A 16,521-nucleotide genomic window follows, 5' to 3' on the forward strand; every position below is an offset into this window, starting at 1 on the left:
ATGCATATCCCCTCGTCGGATCCGGTTGTGCGTGAGGCTATCGCCTGGTGGGTCCGATTGCAGTCGGGCGTAGCCGTTGCACATGAGCGCGAGACCTGGCGTGTCTGGGTGGAACGGGATCCTGCCCATCGCGAGGCCTGGGAACGCATGGAATCGATCGGCCGGGATGTGAGGCGCATACCGGCCGGGCTGGCTCATGCCGCGCTGGTCGATCCATGTCGTCCGACCCGTCGCGCTGCGCTGCGGGCCGTGCTGGCCGTGGCGAGCACCTGCATGACGGGATGGGCGGGCTACCGGTATGCGCCCTGGCAGCGCCTGGCTGCGGATCTGAGTACGAGCCTCGGGGAGCGGCGCAGATTGACCGTCGGGGATGGCCTGCACCTCACGTTGAACAGCGATAGTGCTATGCGCGTCCGCCGTGGCAGCGGGATGTATGACGTGCGGCTGCTGCGCGGCGAGATCCTGGTGCTCATGCGGTCCAGTCCCTTATGCAGAGGGCTTCGGGTCGATACTGGTTACGGCACGCTGCGGGTCGAGAACGCCCATTTCGACGCAAGCCGGAGCCACGGCGGCGCGCAGGTCGGTGTGTACGACGGCAGCGTGGTGCTATGGAGGGAGCTTGAATCGCTGCGGGTCGATACGGGTGAACGTCTGATTTACCGGGAGCGAGGCGAGGTCGAACGGCAGCGGACGGATCCCGACGATCTTGCCTGGGCAGATGGCCTGGTGGTGGCCAAGGACTGGCGGCTGGACGATTTCGCCGAGTATCTGGGCCGGCAGCGGCGCGGGCTGATTCGGGTTGATCCTGCTGTGGCGGGCTTGCGGCTGTCAGGCGTTTTTCCGCTGGATGACGCTGAACGCGCGCTCCGGGCCCTGGAACCGGTATTGCCTGTCGTGGTCACGCGACATACGCAGTTCTGGCTGCATGTGGGCCCGCGCGGCGCCTGAGTCCTACATTGCCGAGAGGACCCTGCAGGTTTTTCATCGTGGTACGGAAAGACAGAGAGACCTACGTAAAGGAGCTCTTGTGTCTGTTTCCTCTCTTTTCCATTCCCGGGCCATGTTCACGGCTGGCCGTGTGGCTGTATTCGCCGCCACCGCGGTCGGCACAGCATTGACGGCCACGCCTGCCAACGTCTTGGCGCAACAGCGCGTCGAGGCGGTCTCGGACTTGCGTTCCTACCAGATCGCACCCGGCTCGCTGGAAGACGTGCTGACCCGGTTTGCGCGCAGCGCTGGCGTGGTGTTGTCGTTCGATCCGGTTCAGGTGCGCGGCCGGCGATCCGCTGGCCTGGTGGGCACGCATTCCGTTGAAGCCGGCTTTGTGCAATTGCTGTCGGACAGCGGATTGGTGGCACGGCCGCACGGTGACAACAGCTGGGTGCTGGTGCAAGCGTCTGCCTTCCCGACACTGGGCCCTGTAGAGGTCCACGGCAGTACCTTGGACGGATCGGGGCCCACGGCGGGATATGTCGCAGGTTCGAGCATTAGCGCCACCAGGACCGACACTCCGCTGACCGAGATACCTCAGTCGGTTTCCGTCGTCACCCGCAGGCAGATCTCCGAACAGGGCGCCCATACGTTGAACCAGATCCTGCGTTACACGCCCGGAGTCGCGCCTGAAATGCGGGGCGCGACTGGAACGCGCACGGATTCGCTGCACCTGCGCAGCTTCTCGTCGTCGACCTATCTGGACGGCTTGCGGATTTACGGCGGGCCGCAGGTGGACGCCTGGCGCCTGGAACGTGTGGATGTCTTGAAGGGGCCCGCCTCGGTGATGTATGGGCGAGGCGATCCGGGCGGGCTGGTGAACATGATCAGCAAACGGCCGACGGTCCTGGTCAGGCGCGAGATCGAATTGCAGTGGGGCAATTACGATTACGGGCGCGCGAGTTTCGATTTTGGCGGGCCGGTCGACCAGAATGGCAGACGGCAATATCGGCTGGTGGGTTCGGGATACATTTCCGACGGCCAGGTCAAGGATACCCGCGAGCGCCGCTACTATGTGTCGCCAGCCGTCGCCTGGGCCGGGGAAGATACATCGCTGACGCTATTGACCAATTTCCAGCACGACCCCGCGATGGGGTCCAACGGCAGCGTGTCGCCCATGCGCACGCTGTTGCCGGCGCCCGATGGCATCCGATTGCCCGTCAACTTCTATGATGGCGACGCCAATTTCGAGAAAAGCGACCGCAGAAGCTATTCGCTCGGCTACCTGTTTGATCACCGCTTCAACGATACCTTGAAAGCCACGCAGAGCTTGCGCTGGACCGACTCCCGCAACTTTACCCGCAGTGTCACCAGCGCATTCGGGGGCGACTGGGGGTATACCGATTCGAGTTATCTCTACAGGCGTCGCACCGCGAGCGTGTCGCAAGAGCGCGTCGGCGCTCTCACGCTCGACACCAATCTGCAAGCGCGCTTCAGGACCGGGGCGTTGAGTCACACGCTGTTGGTAGGCTTGGATTATCAGCACATCAGGACAGACACCCGCTCGGGCTCCGGCAGCGCGCCGCTGCTGAACGTATTGCATCCGGACAACCGCCAGGATATCGCCGTGCCGGTATTTTCCAAAGATGCCGTCCAGGCGCGATACCAGAGCGGCTTGTACTTCCAGGATCAGGTCAAGCTCAATCGACTCTCGGTGTTGCTAAGCGGTCGCTACGATTGGTCGCGTGAATTGAATCAAAGTCAAAGCGCCGCGGTCGCCACGGGCCGTCGAATTTCTTCTTCGGCGTTGCGGGCACAGGCATTCACCGGCCGTGTCGGTGCGATATATCGCATTGACAATGGCTTGGCGCCCTACCTGAACTATGCGGAGTCTTTTGAACCGCTCGGAATGGCTGGTTGGAACGATGTGCCTTTCAAACCCGTGCGGGGCAACCAGTACGAGGTGGGCGTCAAATACCAGCCTGCGGGCGCCAATACCATGCTGTCAGTGGCGGCGTTCGACATCCGGCTGGCGAACATGCCGACCACCGATCTCGATCCGACCCATCTGTGCGGGCGGGGCGCTTGCTCGGTTCAGAGCAGTGAAATACGTACCCGCGGCCTGGAGTTCGAAGCGAACACCGAGCCGTTGCGCGGACTGACGCTCCAGGCGGGATATTCGCTGGAGAACAGTATCTATTCGAAAGCCAACCCCGACAGCAGCGGTTTCAACCAGAAGGGTAAATCCTCTACGGTCACGCCGACCCATCAGGCGTCGCTGTGGGCGCGCTATCTGTTGCAGAAAGGCGCGCTGGCCGGTCTCGGGGTGGGCGGCGGCGTGCGCTATCTGGGCACCTCGTACGCTGACGAGGCCAATACGCTCAAGGTGCCGGCGACTACGCTGTTCGACCTGCGCTTTGACTATGACCTGGGCCGGGCTACTCCCTCGCTCAAGGGCTTGCAGGTCGCCTTGAACGTGCAGAATCTGTTCGATAGAACGTACATCGCTTCGTGCCTGAGCGGTATTTCCTGGTGCTGGTACGGCTATCAGAGATCGATCGACCTGAGCCTGCGCTATCGCTGGTAGGCGGTGTCGGTCTGCCTGCGGCGGAGCCCCGCTCGTTCCATCAGAGGTTTGTATGGTAGTGAGAATGGTTATAATTCATATCCTTGCCGATAGGAGGCCGTCGCGGGGCGGTTCCAGGCCGGCATTCACAACAGGAAAATCGACAATGAAATTCGCAAGGACTTTGGCAGCCGTGGCGCTGCTGGGCAGCGCCGGCGCGGCGCAGGCGCACTTCGTCTGGCTCGAGCGGGCCGACCAGGGGCCGGCAAAGGCGTACTTCGGCGAATGGGCGGACGACCTGCGCGAAAAGCGCGACGGCCTGCTGGGCAAGGTCCTGGTGGCGCCGGTGGTCACCGGCGCCGACGGCAAGGCGCTCAAGGCGTCGGCCCAGGGGGCGGATTTCGTCGAGTTTGCCGCCAGCGGCAAGGGCGATGTGCGCCTGTCGCAGCCGATCCAGTTCAAGGACACGCTGATGCAGTACGGCGCCAAGGCCGGCCGCGAAGATACCCAGGGCAAGCTCGACCTGGAACTGGTGCCGGCCGCGGCGGGCAGCAATACCTTCGTGCTGCAGTTCAAGGGCAAGCCGCTGGCCAAGACCGAAGTCACCGTGTTCGGCCCGCCCAAGTGGGAAAAGCGCTTGCGCAGCGACGAGAACGGCCGCATCGAGATCACCACGCCGTGGCCGGGCCAGTACGTGCTGGAAGCCGCCCACGTCGAGGACAAGGCCGGCGAGGCCGACGGCAAGGCCTACGCCAAGATCCGCTACGTTTCCACCCTGACCTTCAACGTGACCAAGTGAAAGCTCCCGCAGCCGGCGCAGGCATGATGCGCTACCGTCTGGCCGTGGCCTCGCGGGCCCTGGCCGCCATCCTCGGCGGCTACGGCCTGGCCTCGGCGGCCGCGGCCTGCCTGGCCGTCTGGCTGCCCATGCAGCGCGCCGACGCCGTCGTCACGGCGCAGATGTCGGCCTTCGTGGTCTACACCTGTGGCGTCATCTGGGTGTTCGCCACCCGCAACGCCTGGCGCGCCTGGGCCGGCATCCTGTTGCCGGCGGCGCTGTTCGGCGGCCTGTTCCTGATCGGCCGCATGGTGGGGGGCGCATGAAACCCAGTATCGGAAAAGCGCAAGGCGAAGAGGGCCTGCGCCAATCCATGTCGTGGCTGCACACCTGGTCGGGCTTGATCTTCGGCTGGGTGCTGTTCGCCATGTTCCTGACCGGCACGCTGTCATTCTTCCGCCCCGAAATCACCCGCTGGATGCAGCCGGAGATCCAGGCGCAGGCCGCGCCCACGCTCGAATCCGTGACCATGGCGCAGCGTTACCTGACCGAGCATGCGCCCGACGCCAAGCGCTGGTTCATCACGCCGCCGACCGACCGCGAGCCACTGATCCAGCTGCTGTACCAGGTGCCCAAGCCCAAGCCGGGCGAGCGCGGTTTCGTGCGCGTCAAGCTCGATCCGCGGACCGGCCAGGCCGTCCAAGGGCGCGAGACGCGCGGCGGGGATTTCTTCTACCGCTTCCACTTCGAACTCGAAACGGCGTTCCCTTGGGGGCGCTGGCTCGCCAGCATTGCCGGCATGTTCATGCTGGTGGCGATCATCAGCGGCATCATCACCCACAAGAAGATCTTTGCCGATTTCTTCACTTTCCGCCCGAAGAAGGGCGGCCAGCGGGCCTGGATGGACGGCCACAACGCGTTGTCGGTGCTGGGGCTGCCATTCCACCTGATGATCACATTCAGCGGCCTGGTGCTGTTTGCGACCATGCTGATGCCGGCAGGCATCCTGGCGGTCTACGAAAACCCGCGTCAGTATTCCGACGATGTATTCCCCGGGTTCAAGGTCACGCCACCGCGTAACGAACCTGCGCCGCTGGTCGCGCTGGCGCCGCTGGTGGAGCAGGTCGAGCAGCGTTGGCAGGGCCGGGTCGGCCGCGTCACGGTCAACAACCCCGGCGACGCCGGCGCCACCGTCACCTTGACGCGCGATGCGGCCGATGGCGTGTCCTATGGCCGGCTCGCGCCCTACGCGCGCTTTGATGGCGTCACCGGCGCCTTCCAGGAAGGGCAGGACGAGCTCAGTCCCACCGTGCGCACCGCTGGCGTGATCGTCGGGCTGCACCTGGGCCTGTTTGCCGAACCGCTGTTGCGCTGGTTCTATTTCCTGGTCAGTCTGGCGGGCACCGGCATGGTCGGTTCCGGCCTGGTGCTGTGGATCGCCAAACGGCGCCAGAAGGCGCGCCCCGGCGCGCGCGAGGCCTTCTCGCTGCGCCTGGTCGATGGCTTGAACGCCGGCACCATCGCTGGCCTGTTCATCGCGGTCGCCGCGTTCTTCTGGGCCAACCGCCTGGTGCCGGCCGACCTGCCGGGCCGTCCGCTATGGGAAGTGCGGGCGTTCTTCGCGGCCTGGGGCCTGTCGCTGGTGTACGCCTTTGTGTTCCACAAGCGCAAATGGGTGGACCTGCTCTCGGCCGCCGCCGCGTCGCTGGCGCTGGTGCCGGTGATCAACGCCGTGACCACCTCGCGCCACCTGGGCGTGTCCCTGCCGACCGGTGACTGGGTGATGGCCGGTTTCGACCTGACCTGCCTGGCGGGCGCGCTGCTGCTGGGCTGGATGGCGCGCAAGGCCGCCCGCGCGCGCAAGGCGCCGGCCAAGGCCGGCGGCAAGGCCGCGGCCCGGACGGCGGCGCCGGCGCAAGTCCAGGCCCGACCCCAACCCGACACGCAAGCCCAATCCGTCGCCCGGCCGCGCGCGCCGGTCGCGTCCGCGATGGCGCAAGCCACGCCTTCCGAAGCCGCCTATGAACCGAGGTGATACGCCATGACGCTCGCCGCCTTCTGCCTGGCCTACGCGGGGTTCTCCGCCCTGTGCCTGGGCATGGACCGTCACTACGAAGACCTGTTCGACCGCGCCTTGCCGCGCCGCCATCGCGTGCCGCTGCGCACCTTCGGCTGGCTGGCGCTGGCGCTGTCCCTGTGCGCCTCGGCCGCGGTCTGGGGCTGGAGCTACGGCACCGTCGAATGGATCGGCATCCTCAGCATCGCGGGCCTGCTGCTGATCTGGTTCCTGACCTTCCGGCCACGCGCCGCGTTGACGGCCGGCGGGCTGTGCGCGGTGGCTGCGCCCTTGCTGGCCGTCCTGTAGGCGCACCGTCGGCCTGGTGTCCGCGTCCGCGCGCGCACCCGCCGCGCAGGGGCGGCGTCGCGCCCGGGCGGCGCCGGTCATTCAGGCGCCCCGCGCGGCACGTTACACTGGGCGTTTCACCAAGCAAACGCCTTCATCGTCCATGAACACCCGCGTCCTCACTGGCATCACCACCTCCGGAACCCCTCACCTCGGCAACTACGCTGGCGCGATCCGCCCGGCGGTCCAGGCCAGCACGCAACCGGGTGTCGACGCGTTTTTCTTCCTGGCCGACTACCACGCGCTGATCAAGTGCGACGACCCGGCCCGCGTGGCCCGCTCGCGGCTTGAGATCGCCGCCACCTGGCTGGCGGTGGGGCTCGACCCGGACCGCGTGACCTTCTATCGCCAGTCGGACATCCCCGAGATCCCCGAACTGAGCTGGCTGCTGACCTGCGTCACGGCCAAGGGCCTGATGAACCGCGCGCATGCCTACAAGGCCTCGGTCGACCAGAACGTGGCCAAGGGCGTGGACCCCGACGATGGCGTGACCATGGGCCTGTTCTCGTATCCGGTGCTGATGGCCGCGGACATCGTCATGTTCAACGCCAACAAGGTGCCGGTGGGCCGCGACCAGATCCAGCACCTGGAAATGGCGCGCGACATCGCCCAGCGCTTCAACCACCTGTACGGCCGCGAGTACTTCACGCTGCCCGAGGTTGCCATCGAAGAAGACGTGGCCACCTTGCCGGGCCTGGACGGTCGCAAGATGTCCAAGAGCTACAACAACACCATCCCGTTGTTCGAGGGCGGCGCCAAGGCCCTGCGCGCCTCGATCATGCGCATCGTCACCGACTCGCGCGAACCAGGCGAACCCAAGGACGCCGAAGGCTCGCACCTGTACACCATCTATCGCGCCTTCGCCACGCATGAACAGGCTACGGCGTTCCGCCAGCAGCTCGAGCAAGGCCTGGGTTGGGGCGAGGCCAAGCAAGCGCTCTACGACCATCTGGAGAACCTGCTGGCGCCCATGCGCGAGCGCTACTTCGACCTGATGGCCAACCCCGGCCGCATCGAAGACGTGTTGCAGGCGGGCGCCGCCAAGGCGCGCAAGCTGGCGGTGCCGATGATGCGCGAGCTGCGCGAGGCCGTGGGCCTGCGCAACCTGAATGCGCAGGCGCCGGGCAAGCAGGCGCAGGCCAAGAAGGAAAAGGGCAAGGGCGCGCGCTTCGTCAGCTTCCGCGATGAAGACGGCGGCTTCCGCTTCCGCCTGCTGGCCGCGGATGGCGAGGAACTGCTGCTGTCGCAACGTTTTGCCGACCCCAAGGAGGCCGGCGCGCTGATGCGACGCCTGCAGTCGGAATCGCCAGAAGCGCTGTTGCAAGCCACCGCCGATGGCCTGGCCGCGGTACTGGACGGCGCGGTCGTGGCGGCGGCGCCCGCGGGCGCCGCCGGTGATGCGCAGGCGCAGTTGGCGAAAGCGCGCGACGCGTTGCTGTCGATGGCGCAGGAATAACGCCGCGAGCGCAACGACAAGGGCGGCGCGATTGCGCCGCCCTTGTCGTTTGTAATCCGAAACCGATACCGCTTAACGCGCGCCGGCGGAGACGATGCGGCCGTCGCGCACCTGGAAGCGCTGCGCATTGCCCTGGCCGGCGATCTCGAGCATGTCGCCTTCCGAATAGCCGGTGACCGTCGGGCAATCAAGCCATTCCGGGTTGATGAACGGAAAGTACTTCAGCGTTCCGCTGCCCTGGCTGGCGAAATCGAAGGTGGTGTTGGCCACGACTTCCGGATCCCACTGGCTGGCGTCGAAGGTCAGGACACAGCCGGCGCCGATACGGTAGATGATGCTTACGCCCATGCTGGCAAAGCCGAGCGCGCCGACATGCAATTGCGCGCCGTTGGTCAGTTCGATGATGCGGCTGCCCAGGCGTTCCAGCGTGATGTGCTTGAAGGTGACCTCGGCGCCGTCCACCTTCAGGTGAGCGTATTGGCCCAGGGTGACTTCGTTGTAGGCGCCGCTCAGGCTGGCTTCCTTTTCGGTAATGGTTGCCGTTTCGTTGGCGGCAAGCGTAATGGTATTGCGCATGGCGGGCGGATCTCCGGTCTCTCAGGTATGGCGCTATTTTTCTTGTGCTTCTACCCGATAGGCGCTTGCGCCGCAGCTCGCCTGATCATGGGTGTGCCACGGCCGTGCGGACCCGACTTCGCCGGCTTTTATTATTTGGACACAATTAGATATTTTCGCTTATTTTTGTTGAATCCGGCTTGAGAGAACGCAAGGAAAGGTAGCAACCGCGGGAAAGTCCTAGGTTGAACGACAACCGGCGCCTGGGCGCCGGTCGGAAGGTGCTGCGACGCCGCCTGGCCGGCTCCCGGAGGGGGAGCCGGCCAGGCGCGATTCAACGCTTGAGCTTGGCGAATGCGTCGGCCATGGCACTGTTCATGCCGGCGCCGCCGGCGTTGCCGCGGCCATTGTCGCCCTGGGGACGGCGTCCGGGACGATCGCCGCCCTTGGGGGCATCAGCGCCTCGGCGCGCCGGGGCGGCGGTGTCGTTCAGGCGCATGGTCAGGGCCACGCGCTTGCGCGCCACGTCCACTTCCAGCACCTTCACGCTGACCGTCTGGCCGACGCGCACGACGTCGCGCGGATCCTTCACGAACTTCTCGGCCAATGCCGAGATGTGGACCAGGCCGTCCTGGTGCACGCCGATGTCGACGAACGCGCCGAAGTTGGCGACGTTGGTCACGACGCCTTCGAGCACCATGCCGGGATACAGGTCGTTGAGCGTCTCGACGCCTTCCTTGAACTGCGCGGTCTTGAACTCGGGACGCGGATCGCGGCCGGGCTTTTCCAGTTCGGCGAAGATGTCGCGCACCGTCGGCAGGCCGAAGCGTTCGTCCGTGAAATCGGACGGCGACACGCCCTTGAGCGCGTCGCGCTGGCCGATGATCTGTTTCACTTCCGCCTTGATCTTGGCGACGATGCGCTCGACCACCGGATAGGCTTCCGGGTGCACCGACGAGGCGTCCAGCGGGTTGTCGCCGTTGGGGATGCGCAGGAAGCCGGCGGCCTGTTCGAACGCCTTGTCGCCAAAGCGCGGCACCTTGCGCAGTTGCTCGCGGGTGGGGAAGGCGCCGTTCTCGTCGCGCCACGCCACGATGTTCTTGGCCAGCAGCGAGTTCAGGCCCGACACGCGCGCCAACAGCGCCGCGGATGCCGTGTTGACGTCGACGCCGACCGCGTTCACGCAATCCTCGACCACCGCGTCCAGCGAACGCGCCAGCTCGCGCTGGTTGACGTCGTGCTGGTATTGGCCCACGCCGATGGCCTTGGGATCGATCTTGACCAGTTCCGCCAGCGGATCCTGCAGGCGGCGCGCGATCGACACGGCGCCGCGCAGCGTCACGTCCAGGTCGGGGAATTCCTGGGCGGCGGTCTCGGAGGCCGAATAGACCGAGGCGCCGGCCTCGGACACGACCACCCGCGTCACCTTCAGGTCGGGGAAGCGTTCCTGCATGTCGCCCACCAGCTTCTCGCTTTCGCGCGAGGCGGTGCCGTTGCCGATGGCGATCAGGTCAACCTTGTGGCGCGCGACCAGCGCGGCCAGGGTGTTGATGGTGCCCTCCCGGTCGCGGCGCGGCTCGAACGGGTAGACCGTGGTGGTGTCGACCACCTTGCCGGTGCGGTCGATCACCGCCACCTTGCAGCCCGTGCGGATGCCGGGATCCAGGCCCAGCACGGCCTTGGGGCCGGCCGGCGCGGCCAGCAGCAGATCCTTCAGGTTGGCGGCGAACACGCGGATGGCTTCGGCCTCGGCGGTCTCGCGCAGGCGGCCGATCAGTTCGCTTTCGAAGGCCGTCACCAGCTTGACGCGCCAGGTCCAGCGGCAGACTTCGCCCAGCCAGCGCGCGCGCGGCGAGGCGTCCAGCGCGAACAGGCCGTTGCCCAGCTTGAGGAAGCTGGCGATCCGCGCCACGCAGGGATGCGGCAGTTGCGCTTCGAGTTCGGCTTCCAGGCCCAGGCGGATTTCCAACACGCCTTGCTGGCGGCCGCGCAACAGCGCCAGGATGCGGTGCGACGGCAGCGTGCGCAGCGGCTCGTTGAAGTCGAACCAGTCGCGGAAGTTAGCGCCTTCGGTTTCCTTGCCGTCGACCATCTTGGAATACAGATAGCCGGTGGACCAGAGGTGCTCGCGCATGTCGGCCAGCAGGTCGGCGTTCTCGGCGTAGCGCTCGGCCAGGATGTCGCGGGCGCCGTCCAGCGCCGCCTTGGCATCGTTGATCGAGGCTTCGGGATTCAGGTATTGGGCGGCCAGCGCGGCCGGATCGCACGCGGTGTCGGCCAGGATGGCGTCGGCCAGCGGTTCCAGGCCGGCCTCACGCGCGATCTGGGCGCGGGTGCGGCGCTTGGGCTTGTACGGCGCGTACAGGTCTTCCAGGCGCTGCTTGGTATCGGCGGTGGCGATTTCCTGCTGCAGTTCGGGCGTGAGCTTGCCTTGCTGCGAGATCGATTCGAGGATCGCGCCACGGCGCTCTTCGAGTTCGCGCAGGTAGCCCAGGCGCACTTCCAGGTTGCGCAGGACGGTGTCGTCCAGGCCGCCGGTGGCTTCCTTGCGGTAGCGTGCGATGAACGGCACGGTGGCGCCGTCATCCAGCAGTTCCACTGCCGAGGCGATCTGGGAGGCGCGCGCGCCAAGCTCGGTGGCCAGCTGGGCCACGATACGGGCATTGTCGACGCCGGCGGCGACGTTCGTGATAACGGAAGTTTCAGACATCTCGATACGACGGCAAAAAGGAAAAACAAGGGGCGGATTGTGCCATAAGCCGCTGTTACAGAAAGTGCCAGGCGGGATGCATCCGTCCCCCTCAGGTGCATCGTTTGCGACGCTTGCGGCGGAAAAGGGCGGCGCCAGCGGGTATCATTTGATCCTTTCCCACCCACTCAGTGTCTGGCGCCCCGACCGTCCCCCGGCACGGTCGCTTGCGACGCTAGGCTGTTTCCATGCTGGACCTGGACATCTCCGAATTCTTCGCCGAGGACGGCCCGCTCGCGTCGGCCTTGCCCGGCTACAAGCCGCGCCCGTCCCAAGTGGAACTGGCCCAGGCGATTGGCGAGGCCATCCGGGACCGCGCCACCCTGGTGGCCGAGGCTGGCACCGGCATCGGCAAGACCTGGGCCTATCTTGTACCCGCCTTCATCCAGGGCGGCAAGGTGCTGATTTCGACCGGCACCCGCACACTGCAGGACCAACTGTTCGCCCGCGACCTGCCGCGCGTGCGCGCCGCGCTGGCCGCGCCCGTCACGGCCGCGCTGCTCAAGGGCCGCGGCAACTATGTCTGTCATTACCACCTGGATCGCCTGCAGGGAGACGACCGGGCGCTGAAATCGCGTTCCGAGATCCAGCAATTGCGCCAGATCCAGGTATTCGCCGGCATTTCCAAGACGGGCGACCGCAGCGACCTGGCGCAGGTGCCCGAAGATGCGGATATCTGGCAGCGCGTTACCTCGACCCGCGAGAACTGCCTGGGCCAGGAATGCCCGCGCATCCGCGACTGCTTCGTGGTGAAGGCCCGCCGCCAGGCCCAGGAGGCCGACGTGGTGGTGGTGAACCATGCGCTGTTCATGGCCGACCTGGTGCTGCGCGAAGAGGGCGTCACCGATCTGCTGCCCGAGGCCGACACCGTCATCTTCGACGAAGCCCATCAACTGCCCGACACCGCCACCCGTTTCCTGGGCAGCAGCGTGTCGACCCACCAGTTGCTGGACTTTGGCCGCGCGCTGGAGGCCGCGGGCCTGGCCTATGCGCGCGAAGCCACCAAATGGAGCGACGTGGCGCGCCACGTCGAGACGGCGGCGCGCGAGTTGCGCCTGGCCTGTGCGCCACTGGACCGGATGCCGGGCCGCAAGGCCACGTTCGAGGCCATTCCCAATGCCGAGGAGTTCGACACCGCGCTGGCGGTGCTGCGCGAAGCCATCGACGTCGCCACCAACGCGCTGGGCTCGGTCGCCGAGCGGCATCCCGACCTGGTGGCGGCCGCGCGCAGCGGCGCCGAGATCGCGGTGCGCCTGAAACGCTGGGCCACGCCCGGGCGCGATGCGGGGGGCTCCGGTTTCGATGATGAAGGCTGGGGCCGCGACGACCAGGCGCCCGCGCCCGTGGCGGCGCTGGCGGACGGCCTGTCCACGCCGACGGCCATTCTCGAAGGCGCGGCGGCGGCAGGTGAATGGACTGGCCCGGCGGTGCGCTGGGTCGAGCATGGCCAGCATCACGTGCGGCTGCATTCCGCGCCGCTGTCGGTGGCGCAGGCTTTTTCCAAATACCGCAAGCCCGGGCAGGCCTGGATCATGACCTCGGCCACGCTGTCGGTGAACGGCGAGTTCACCCACTTCACCAGCCAGCTGGGGCTGGAGCGAGCGCGCACCGGCAAGTGGGAATCGCCTTTCGACTATCCCGAGCAGGCGCTGCTGTTCGTGCCGCGTGGCATGCCTGAACCGCAGTCGCCGCAGTTCCTCGACCGTTTCGTGCAGACGTTGCTGCCGTTGCTGCAGGCCAGCCCGGGCGGCACGCTGGTGCTGTGCACCACCTTGCGCGCGGTCGACAAGGTCGCCAACCTGTTGGCCGACGCTTTCGACGATGCCGGCCACGATTGGCCGTTGCTCAAGCAGGGCGAGGGCACCCGCCGCGATCTGTTGGACAGGTTCTGCAAGCTGACCCATCCGGTGCTGGTCGGCAGCGCCAGTTTCTGGGAAGGCATCGACCTGCCGGGCGACGTGCTGACGCTGGTGGCGATCGACAAGCTGCCGTTCGCGCCGCCGGACGACCCGGTGATCGAGGCGCGGCTGCGAGCCTGCCGCGCCCACGGCGGCAATCCCTTCTCGGAATACCAATTGCCCGAGGCGGCCATCTCGCTCAAGCAGGGGGCCGGCCGCCTGATTCGGACGGAATCCGACTGGGGGGTGTTGATGGTGGGCGATGCCCGACTGGTCGAGAAGCCCTACGGCAAGCGACTGTGGCGCGGCCTGCCGCCCTTCGCGCGGACGCGCGAACTGGAGGAAGTGCTGGCCTTCTACCGGCGCAAGCAGGAATAGGACCACAAGAGGACGACACGGACCCAAAAAAAAGCCCTTCGACGAATCGAAGGGCTTTTTCCCATGCGGCGGTGTTCAGTTCAGTTGAACGGATTCCACCAGCTCTTGTCAGCCTTCAGGCCCTTGTCCTTGAACGTGCTGTTGGGGAAGTTCTTGTCGAACACGCGCTGCGAGTCGTTCTTGAGTTCGGTCATGCCGAGCTTGTCGTAGGACTGCACCATCAGGTAGAGCGCTTCTTCGGTGGCGGGGGCGCCCTCGAAGTCGGTGATGACGGTCTGCGCGCGGTTCGCCGCGGCGATGTAGGCGCCGCGCTCGTAGTAGTAGCGGGCCACGTGGACTTCGTTCATGGCGATGGTGTTGACCAGCCACGCAACGCGCTTTTCGGCGTCCGGGGTGTACTTGCTTTCCGGGTAGCGCTTGATCAGGTCGTTGAACGCGTCGTAGGAAGCGCGCAGGCCCTTCGGGTCGCGCTCGGCCGGATCCTGGCCGGTGATGCTGCTCATGAAGGCGCTGGCGGGCGTGAAGTTGATCAGGCCTTTCAGATACAGCGCGTAGTCGGTGCCGGGGTGGTTCGGGTAGAGCTGCTGGAAGCGGTCGATCGCGGCCAGGGCCTGTTCGTTTTCACCGTCCTTCCAGTTGACGTAGGCCAGTTCAAGCAGGGCCTGCTGGGCGTAGACGCCGAACGGGTAGCGGCTTTCGATGGCGGTCAGTCGCTCGCGGGCTTCCTTCCAGCCGCCCGACGAGATTTCGGCCTTGGCGTCGGCGTAGAGCTGTTCAGCGCTCCAGTTGGTGGTCTTGTCGTACTTGCTGTTGGTCGAACCGCAACCGGCGATCGCGATGACGGCAAATAGCGCGATAACCACGCGCAAAACCGACCCGCTTCGGGAGGCGGGGTTCAAGGGAGCTGCGGAGTGGTGAATCACGAGAATCGTATCCTTGGTGTTAGCATGGCAGGCTGATTATATGATTTGTCTCCATGTCTGATACAGCCACCCCCGCAGATCTCGTTTCCGACGATGAACTCCTGGGCTTTCCCGGCGAATCCTCCGGTGAAAACCAGCGGGGCGAGCCGCAACTTGTAACGGTGCCGTCGGGCACGCGCGCCGATAGGCTCGACAAGGTGCTGGCGGGGTTGTTGCCGGATCATTCCCGCAGCCGCCTGCAAGGCTGGATCGAGGCTGGCAACGTACAGGTGAATGGCGCGCCTGGCAAGGTCCGCCAGACCGTCGGCCCGGGCGACGAGATCGCCGTCTGGGCCCAGCCCGCGCCGGAAGCCCTGGCGTTCGCGCCGGAGGCGATCGATTTTCCCGTGGTGGATGAAAGCCCCGACTGGATCGTGGTGAACAAACCGGCCGGCCTGGTGGTGCACCCTGGCGCCGGCAACTGGAGCGGCACGCTGCTCAACGGCCTGCTGCACCGGTATCCGGAACTGGCCCAGGTGGCGCGCGCCGGCATCGTTCACCGGCTGGACAAGGATACGTCCGGCCTGATGGTGGTGGCGCGCAACGAAATCGCCCAGACGCACCTGGTGCGCCAGCTGCAGGCGCGCAGCATGGGCCGCGAGTACGTGGCGCTGGCGCATGGCTGGCTGGCCGCCGCCGGCAAGGTCGACCGCCCGATCGGGCGCGATCCGCGGGTGCCGGTGCGCATGAGCGTCGAGCGGCCGGTGGCGCCCAAGCCGGCCGTCACCCACTACGCGCCCGCGCGACGCGGCCAGATCGATCCCGGCGGCCGCGCCACCGAAGTGGTCTGTCGCCTGGAGACCGGCCGCACCCACCAGATCCGCGTGCACCTGGCCAGCCTCGGCCATCCGCTGCTGGCGGATACGATCTACGGTGGCAAGAACATCGCGGGCGCGCAGCGGCAGATGCTGCATGCCCGCGCCCTGCATTTCGACGATCCGGGCGGGCGTGGCGAGGTCCAGTTCGCCGCCCCCGTGCCGGCGGACATGACCCTGGTCCAGGAAGCGATCGCATGGAACGCGTGATTGAAGGCTTGCCCGTCGTGACCGGCCCCGCCTGGGCCGGCGTCAACTATTTCTGCACCACCCGGGCCGGCGGCGTGGGCGTTGCCCCGCATGACACCCTCAACCTGGGGCGCCGTGCCGGCGATGATCCCGACACCGTGGCAGAGAACCGCCGCCGCTTGCGGGCCGCGCTGCCGGCCGAACCCTTATGGCTGCGCCAGGTGCATGGCAGCGAGGTGGTCGATGCCGACGCGGCCGGCCTGCCCGACGAACCCGCGCTGGACGCCAGCGTCACCGCGCAACCGGGCCGCGTGCTGGCCGTGATGGTGGCGGACTGCCTGCCGGTGGTCATTGCCGACGCGGGCGGGCGGGTCCTGGGCACGGCGCATGCCGGCTGGCGCGGCCTGTCTGGCGGCGTGCTGGAGCACACCCTGGCGGCAATGCGCGCCAAGGCACCGCATGCCACCGCGTGGCGCGCCTGGATCGGCCCCGGTATCGGGCCGGACGCCTTCGAGGTCGGGCGTGACGTGCTGGACGCCTTCATGGCCGATGACCCCGCCGCCGAACGTTATTTCCGGCCGCGCCCGGGCGTGCCTGGCAAATGGCTGGCCGACCTGGCCGGACTGGCGCAATTCCGTCTGCGCCGCGCCGGCGTGCAGGACATCAGCCTGAGCGGGCTGTGCACGGTGGCGGACGCGGAGCGGTTCTTTTCCTACCGGCGCGACGGCGAGACCGGCAGGATGGCCTTGCTGGCCTGGCTCGATCCGGTTTGATCCCGCGCAAAGCGGCCGCACGCGCGGGCGGGCGGCCCTGGCTGCCTCATTGAATACCCGCATTGACA

At 66.7% G+C, this 16,521-nt stretch carries 13 protein-coding genes; 10 read left to right on the plus strand and 3 right to left on the minus strand.

The annotated features are described in order from the left end of the window. From AT699_RS07680 to AT699_RS07710, 7 genes are all read left to right on the plus strand, one after another. A complete protein-coding gene (locus AT699_RS07680) occupies positions 1-948 on the plus strand; it encodes a FecR domain-containing protein (RefSeq protein ID WP_058207573.1) in 948 nt (315 codons plus the stop codon). Between the two features lie 112 nt (positions 949-1,060). After that, positions 1,061-3,517 (plus strand): TonB-dependent siderophore receptor, encoded by a 2,457-nt coding sequence (locus AT699_RS07685; protein WP_070783315.1) that lies wholly within the window; start codon positions 1,061-1,063, stop codon positions 3,515-3,517. 145 nt (positions 3,518-3,662) lie between these two features. Then, a complete protein-coding gene (locus AT699_RS07690) occupies positions 3,663-4,295 on the plus strand; it encodes a DUF4198 domain-containing protein (protein ID WP_024068152.1) in 633 nt (210 codons plus the stop codon). A gap of 23 nt (positions 4,296-4,318) precedes the next feature. Then, positions 4,319-4,600, plus strand: coding sequence for a DUF3649 domain-containing protein (locus AT699_RS07695; protein ID WP_006389389.1), 282 nt, complete (start codon positions 4,319-4,321; stop codon positions 4,598-4,600). Then, positions 4,597-6,309, plus strand: a complete 1,713-nt coding sequence (locus AT699_RS07700) for a PepSY-associated TM helix domain-containing protein (RefSeq protein ID WP_024068153.1) — start codon at positions 4,597-4,599, stop codon at positions 6,307-6,309. The genes AT699_RS07695 and AT699_RS07700 overlap by 4 nt, the downstream gene beginning before the upstream one ends. Positions 6,310-6,315: 6 nt before the next feature. Next, positions 6,316-6,639, plus strand: coding sequence for a DUF3325 domain-containing protein (locus AT699_RS07705; protein WP_020924626.1), 324 nt, complete (start codon positions 6,316-6,318; stop codon positions 6,637-6,639). Positions 6,640-6,781: 142 nt separating this feature from the next. Further along, positions 6,782-8,134: a tryptophan--tRNA ligase gene (locus AT699_RS07710; protein WP_024068154.1), complete on the plus strand. Its 1,353-nt coding sequence runs from the start codon at positions 6,782-6,784 to the stop codon at positions 8,132-8,134. A 72-nt stretch (positions 8,135-8,206) separates the two neighbouring features. Here the strand turns inward: AT699_RS07710 and AT699_RS07715 are convergent, their stop codons facing one another. Together AT699_RS07715 and tex are read right to left on the minus strand one after the other, a co-directional pair. Continuing rightward, positions 8,207-8,710 (minus strand): hypothetical protein, encoded by a 504-nt coding sequence (locus AT699_RS07715; protein ID WP_024068155.1) that lies wholly within the window; start codon positions 8,708-8,710, stop codon positions 8,207-8,209. A 313-nt stretch (positions 8,711-9,023) separates the two neighbouring features. Beyond that, complete coding sequence (gene tex / locus AT699_RS07720; RefSeq protein ID WP_024068156.1) at positions 9,024-11,399, minus strand: RNA-binding transcriptional accessory protein Tex; 2,376 nt, start codon at positions 11,397-11,399, stop codon at positions 9,024-9,026. Between the two features lie 227 nt (positions 11,400-11,626). Between tex and AT699_RS07725 the strand changes: the two genes are divergently transcribed. Further along, on the plus strand, positions 11,627-13,714 hold the full coding sequence (locus AT699_RS07725; RefSeq protein WP_006389394.1) for an ATP-dependent DNA helicase: 2,088 nt from the start codon (positions 11,627-11,629) through the stop codon (positions 13,712-13,714). An 80-nt stretch (positions 13,715-13,794) separates the two neighbouring features. On the opposite strand, the gene AT699_RS07730 is transcribed toward AT699_RS07725, so the two are convergent. After that, complete coding sequence (locus AT699_RS07730; RefSeq protein ID WP_006389395.1) at positions 13,795-14,583, minus strand: outer membrane protein assembly factor BamD; 789 nt, start codon at positions 14,581-14,583, stop codon at positions 13,795-13,797. A 107-nt stretch (positions 14,584-14,690) separates the two neighbouring features. On the opposite strand from AT699_RS07730, the gene AT699_RS07735 reads away from it, so the two are divergent. Both AT699_RS07735 and pgeF read left to right on the plus strand, forming a co-directional pair. Continuing rightward, entirely contained in the window at positions 14,691-15,701 is a 1,011-nt protein-coding gene (locus AT699_RS07735) for an RluA family pseudouridine synthase (protein WP_006389396.1), read from the plus strand. Further along, a complete protein-coding gene (gene pgeF, locus AT699_RS07740) occupies positions 15,689-16,453 on the plus strand; it encodes a peptidoglycan editing factor PgeF (protein ID WP_006389397.1) in 765 nt (254 codons plus the stop codon). Before AT699_RS07735 ends, pgeF begins: the two co-directional genes overlap by 13 nt. Positions 16,454-16,521 lie beyond the last annotated feature (68 nt).

The organism is Achromobacter xylosoxidans (assembly GCF_001457475.1).
Lineage (GTDB): Bacteria > Pseudomonadota > Gammaproteobacteria > Burkholderiales > Burkholderiaceae_B > Achromobacter > Achromobacter xylosoxidans.

What these genes read in the sequence shown, in the direction of transcription:
- AT699_RS07715 (WP_024068155.1), bottom strand. Translation starts at nt 8,710, where the DNA reads ATGCGCAATACCATTACGCTTGCCGCCAACGAAACGGCAACCATTACC.
- tex (WP_024068156.1), bottom strand. Translation starts at nt 11,399, where the DNA reads ATGTCTGAAACTTCCGTTATCACGAACGTCGCCGCCGGCGTCGACAAT.
- AT699_RS07710 (WP_024068154.1), top strand. Translation starts at nt 6,782, where the DNA reads ATGAACACCCGCGTCCTCACTGGCATCACCACCTCCGGAACCCCTCAC.
- AT699_RS07680 (WP_058207573.1), top strand. Translation starts at nt 1, where the DNA reads ATGCATATCCCCTCGTCGGATCCGGTTGTGCGTGAGGCTATCGCCTGG.
- AT699_RS07705 (WP_020924626.1), top strand. Translation starts at nt 6,316, where the DNA reads ATGACGCTCGCCGCCTTCTGCCTGGCCTACGCGGGGTTCTCCGCCCTG.
- pgeF (WP_006389397.1), top strand. Translation starts at nt 15,689, where the DNA reads ATGGAACGCGTGATTGAAGGCTTGCCCGTCGTGACCGGCCCCGCCTGG.
- AT699_RS07685 (WP_070783315.1), top strand. Translation starts at nt 1,061, where the DNA reads ATGTTCACGGCTGGCCGTGTGGCTGTATTCGCCGCCACCGCGGTCGGC.
- AT699_RS07695 (WP_006389389.1), top strand. Translation starts at nt 4,319, where the DNA reads ATGATGCGCTACCGTCTGGCCGTGGCCTCGCGGGCCCTGGCCGCCATC.
- AT699_RS07725 (WP_006389394.1), top strand. Translation starts at nt 11,627, where the DNA reads ATGCTGGACCTGGACATCTCCGAATTCTTCGCCGAGGACGGCCCGCTC.
- AT699_RS07735 (WP_006389396.1), top strand. Translation starts at nt 14,691, where the DNA reads ATGTCTGATACAGCCACCCCCGCAGATCTCGTTTCCGACGATGAACTC.
- AT699_RS07700 (WP_024068153.1), top strand. Translation starts at nt 4,597, where the DNA reads ATGAAACCCAGTATCGGAAAAGCGCAAGGCGAAGAGGGCCTGCGCCAA.
- AT699_RS07690 (WP_024068152.1), top strand. Translation starts at nt 3,663, where the DNA reads ATGAAATTCGCAAGGACTTTGGCAGCCGTGGCGCTGCTGGGCAGCGCC.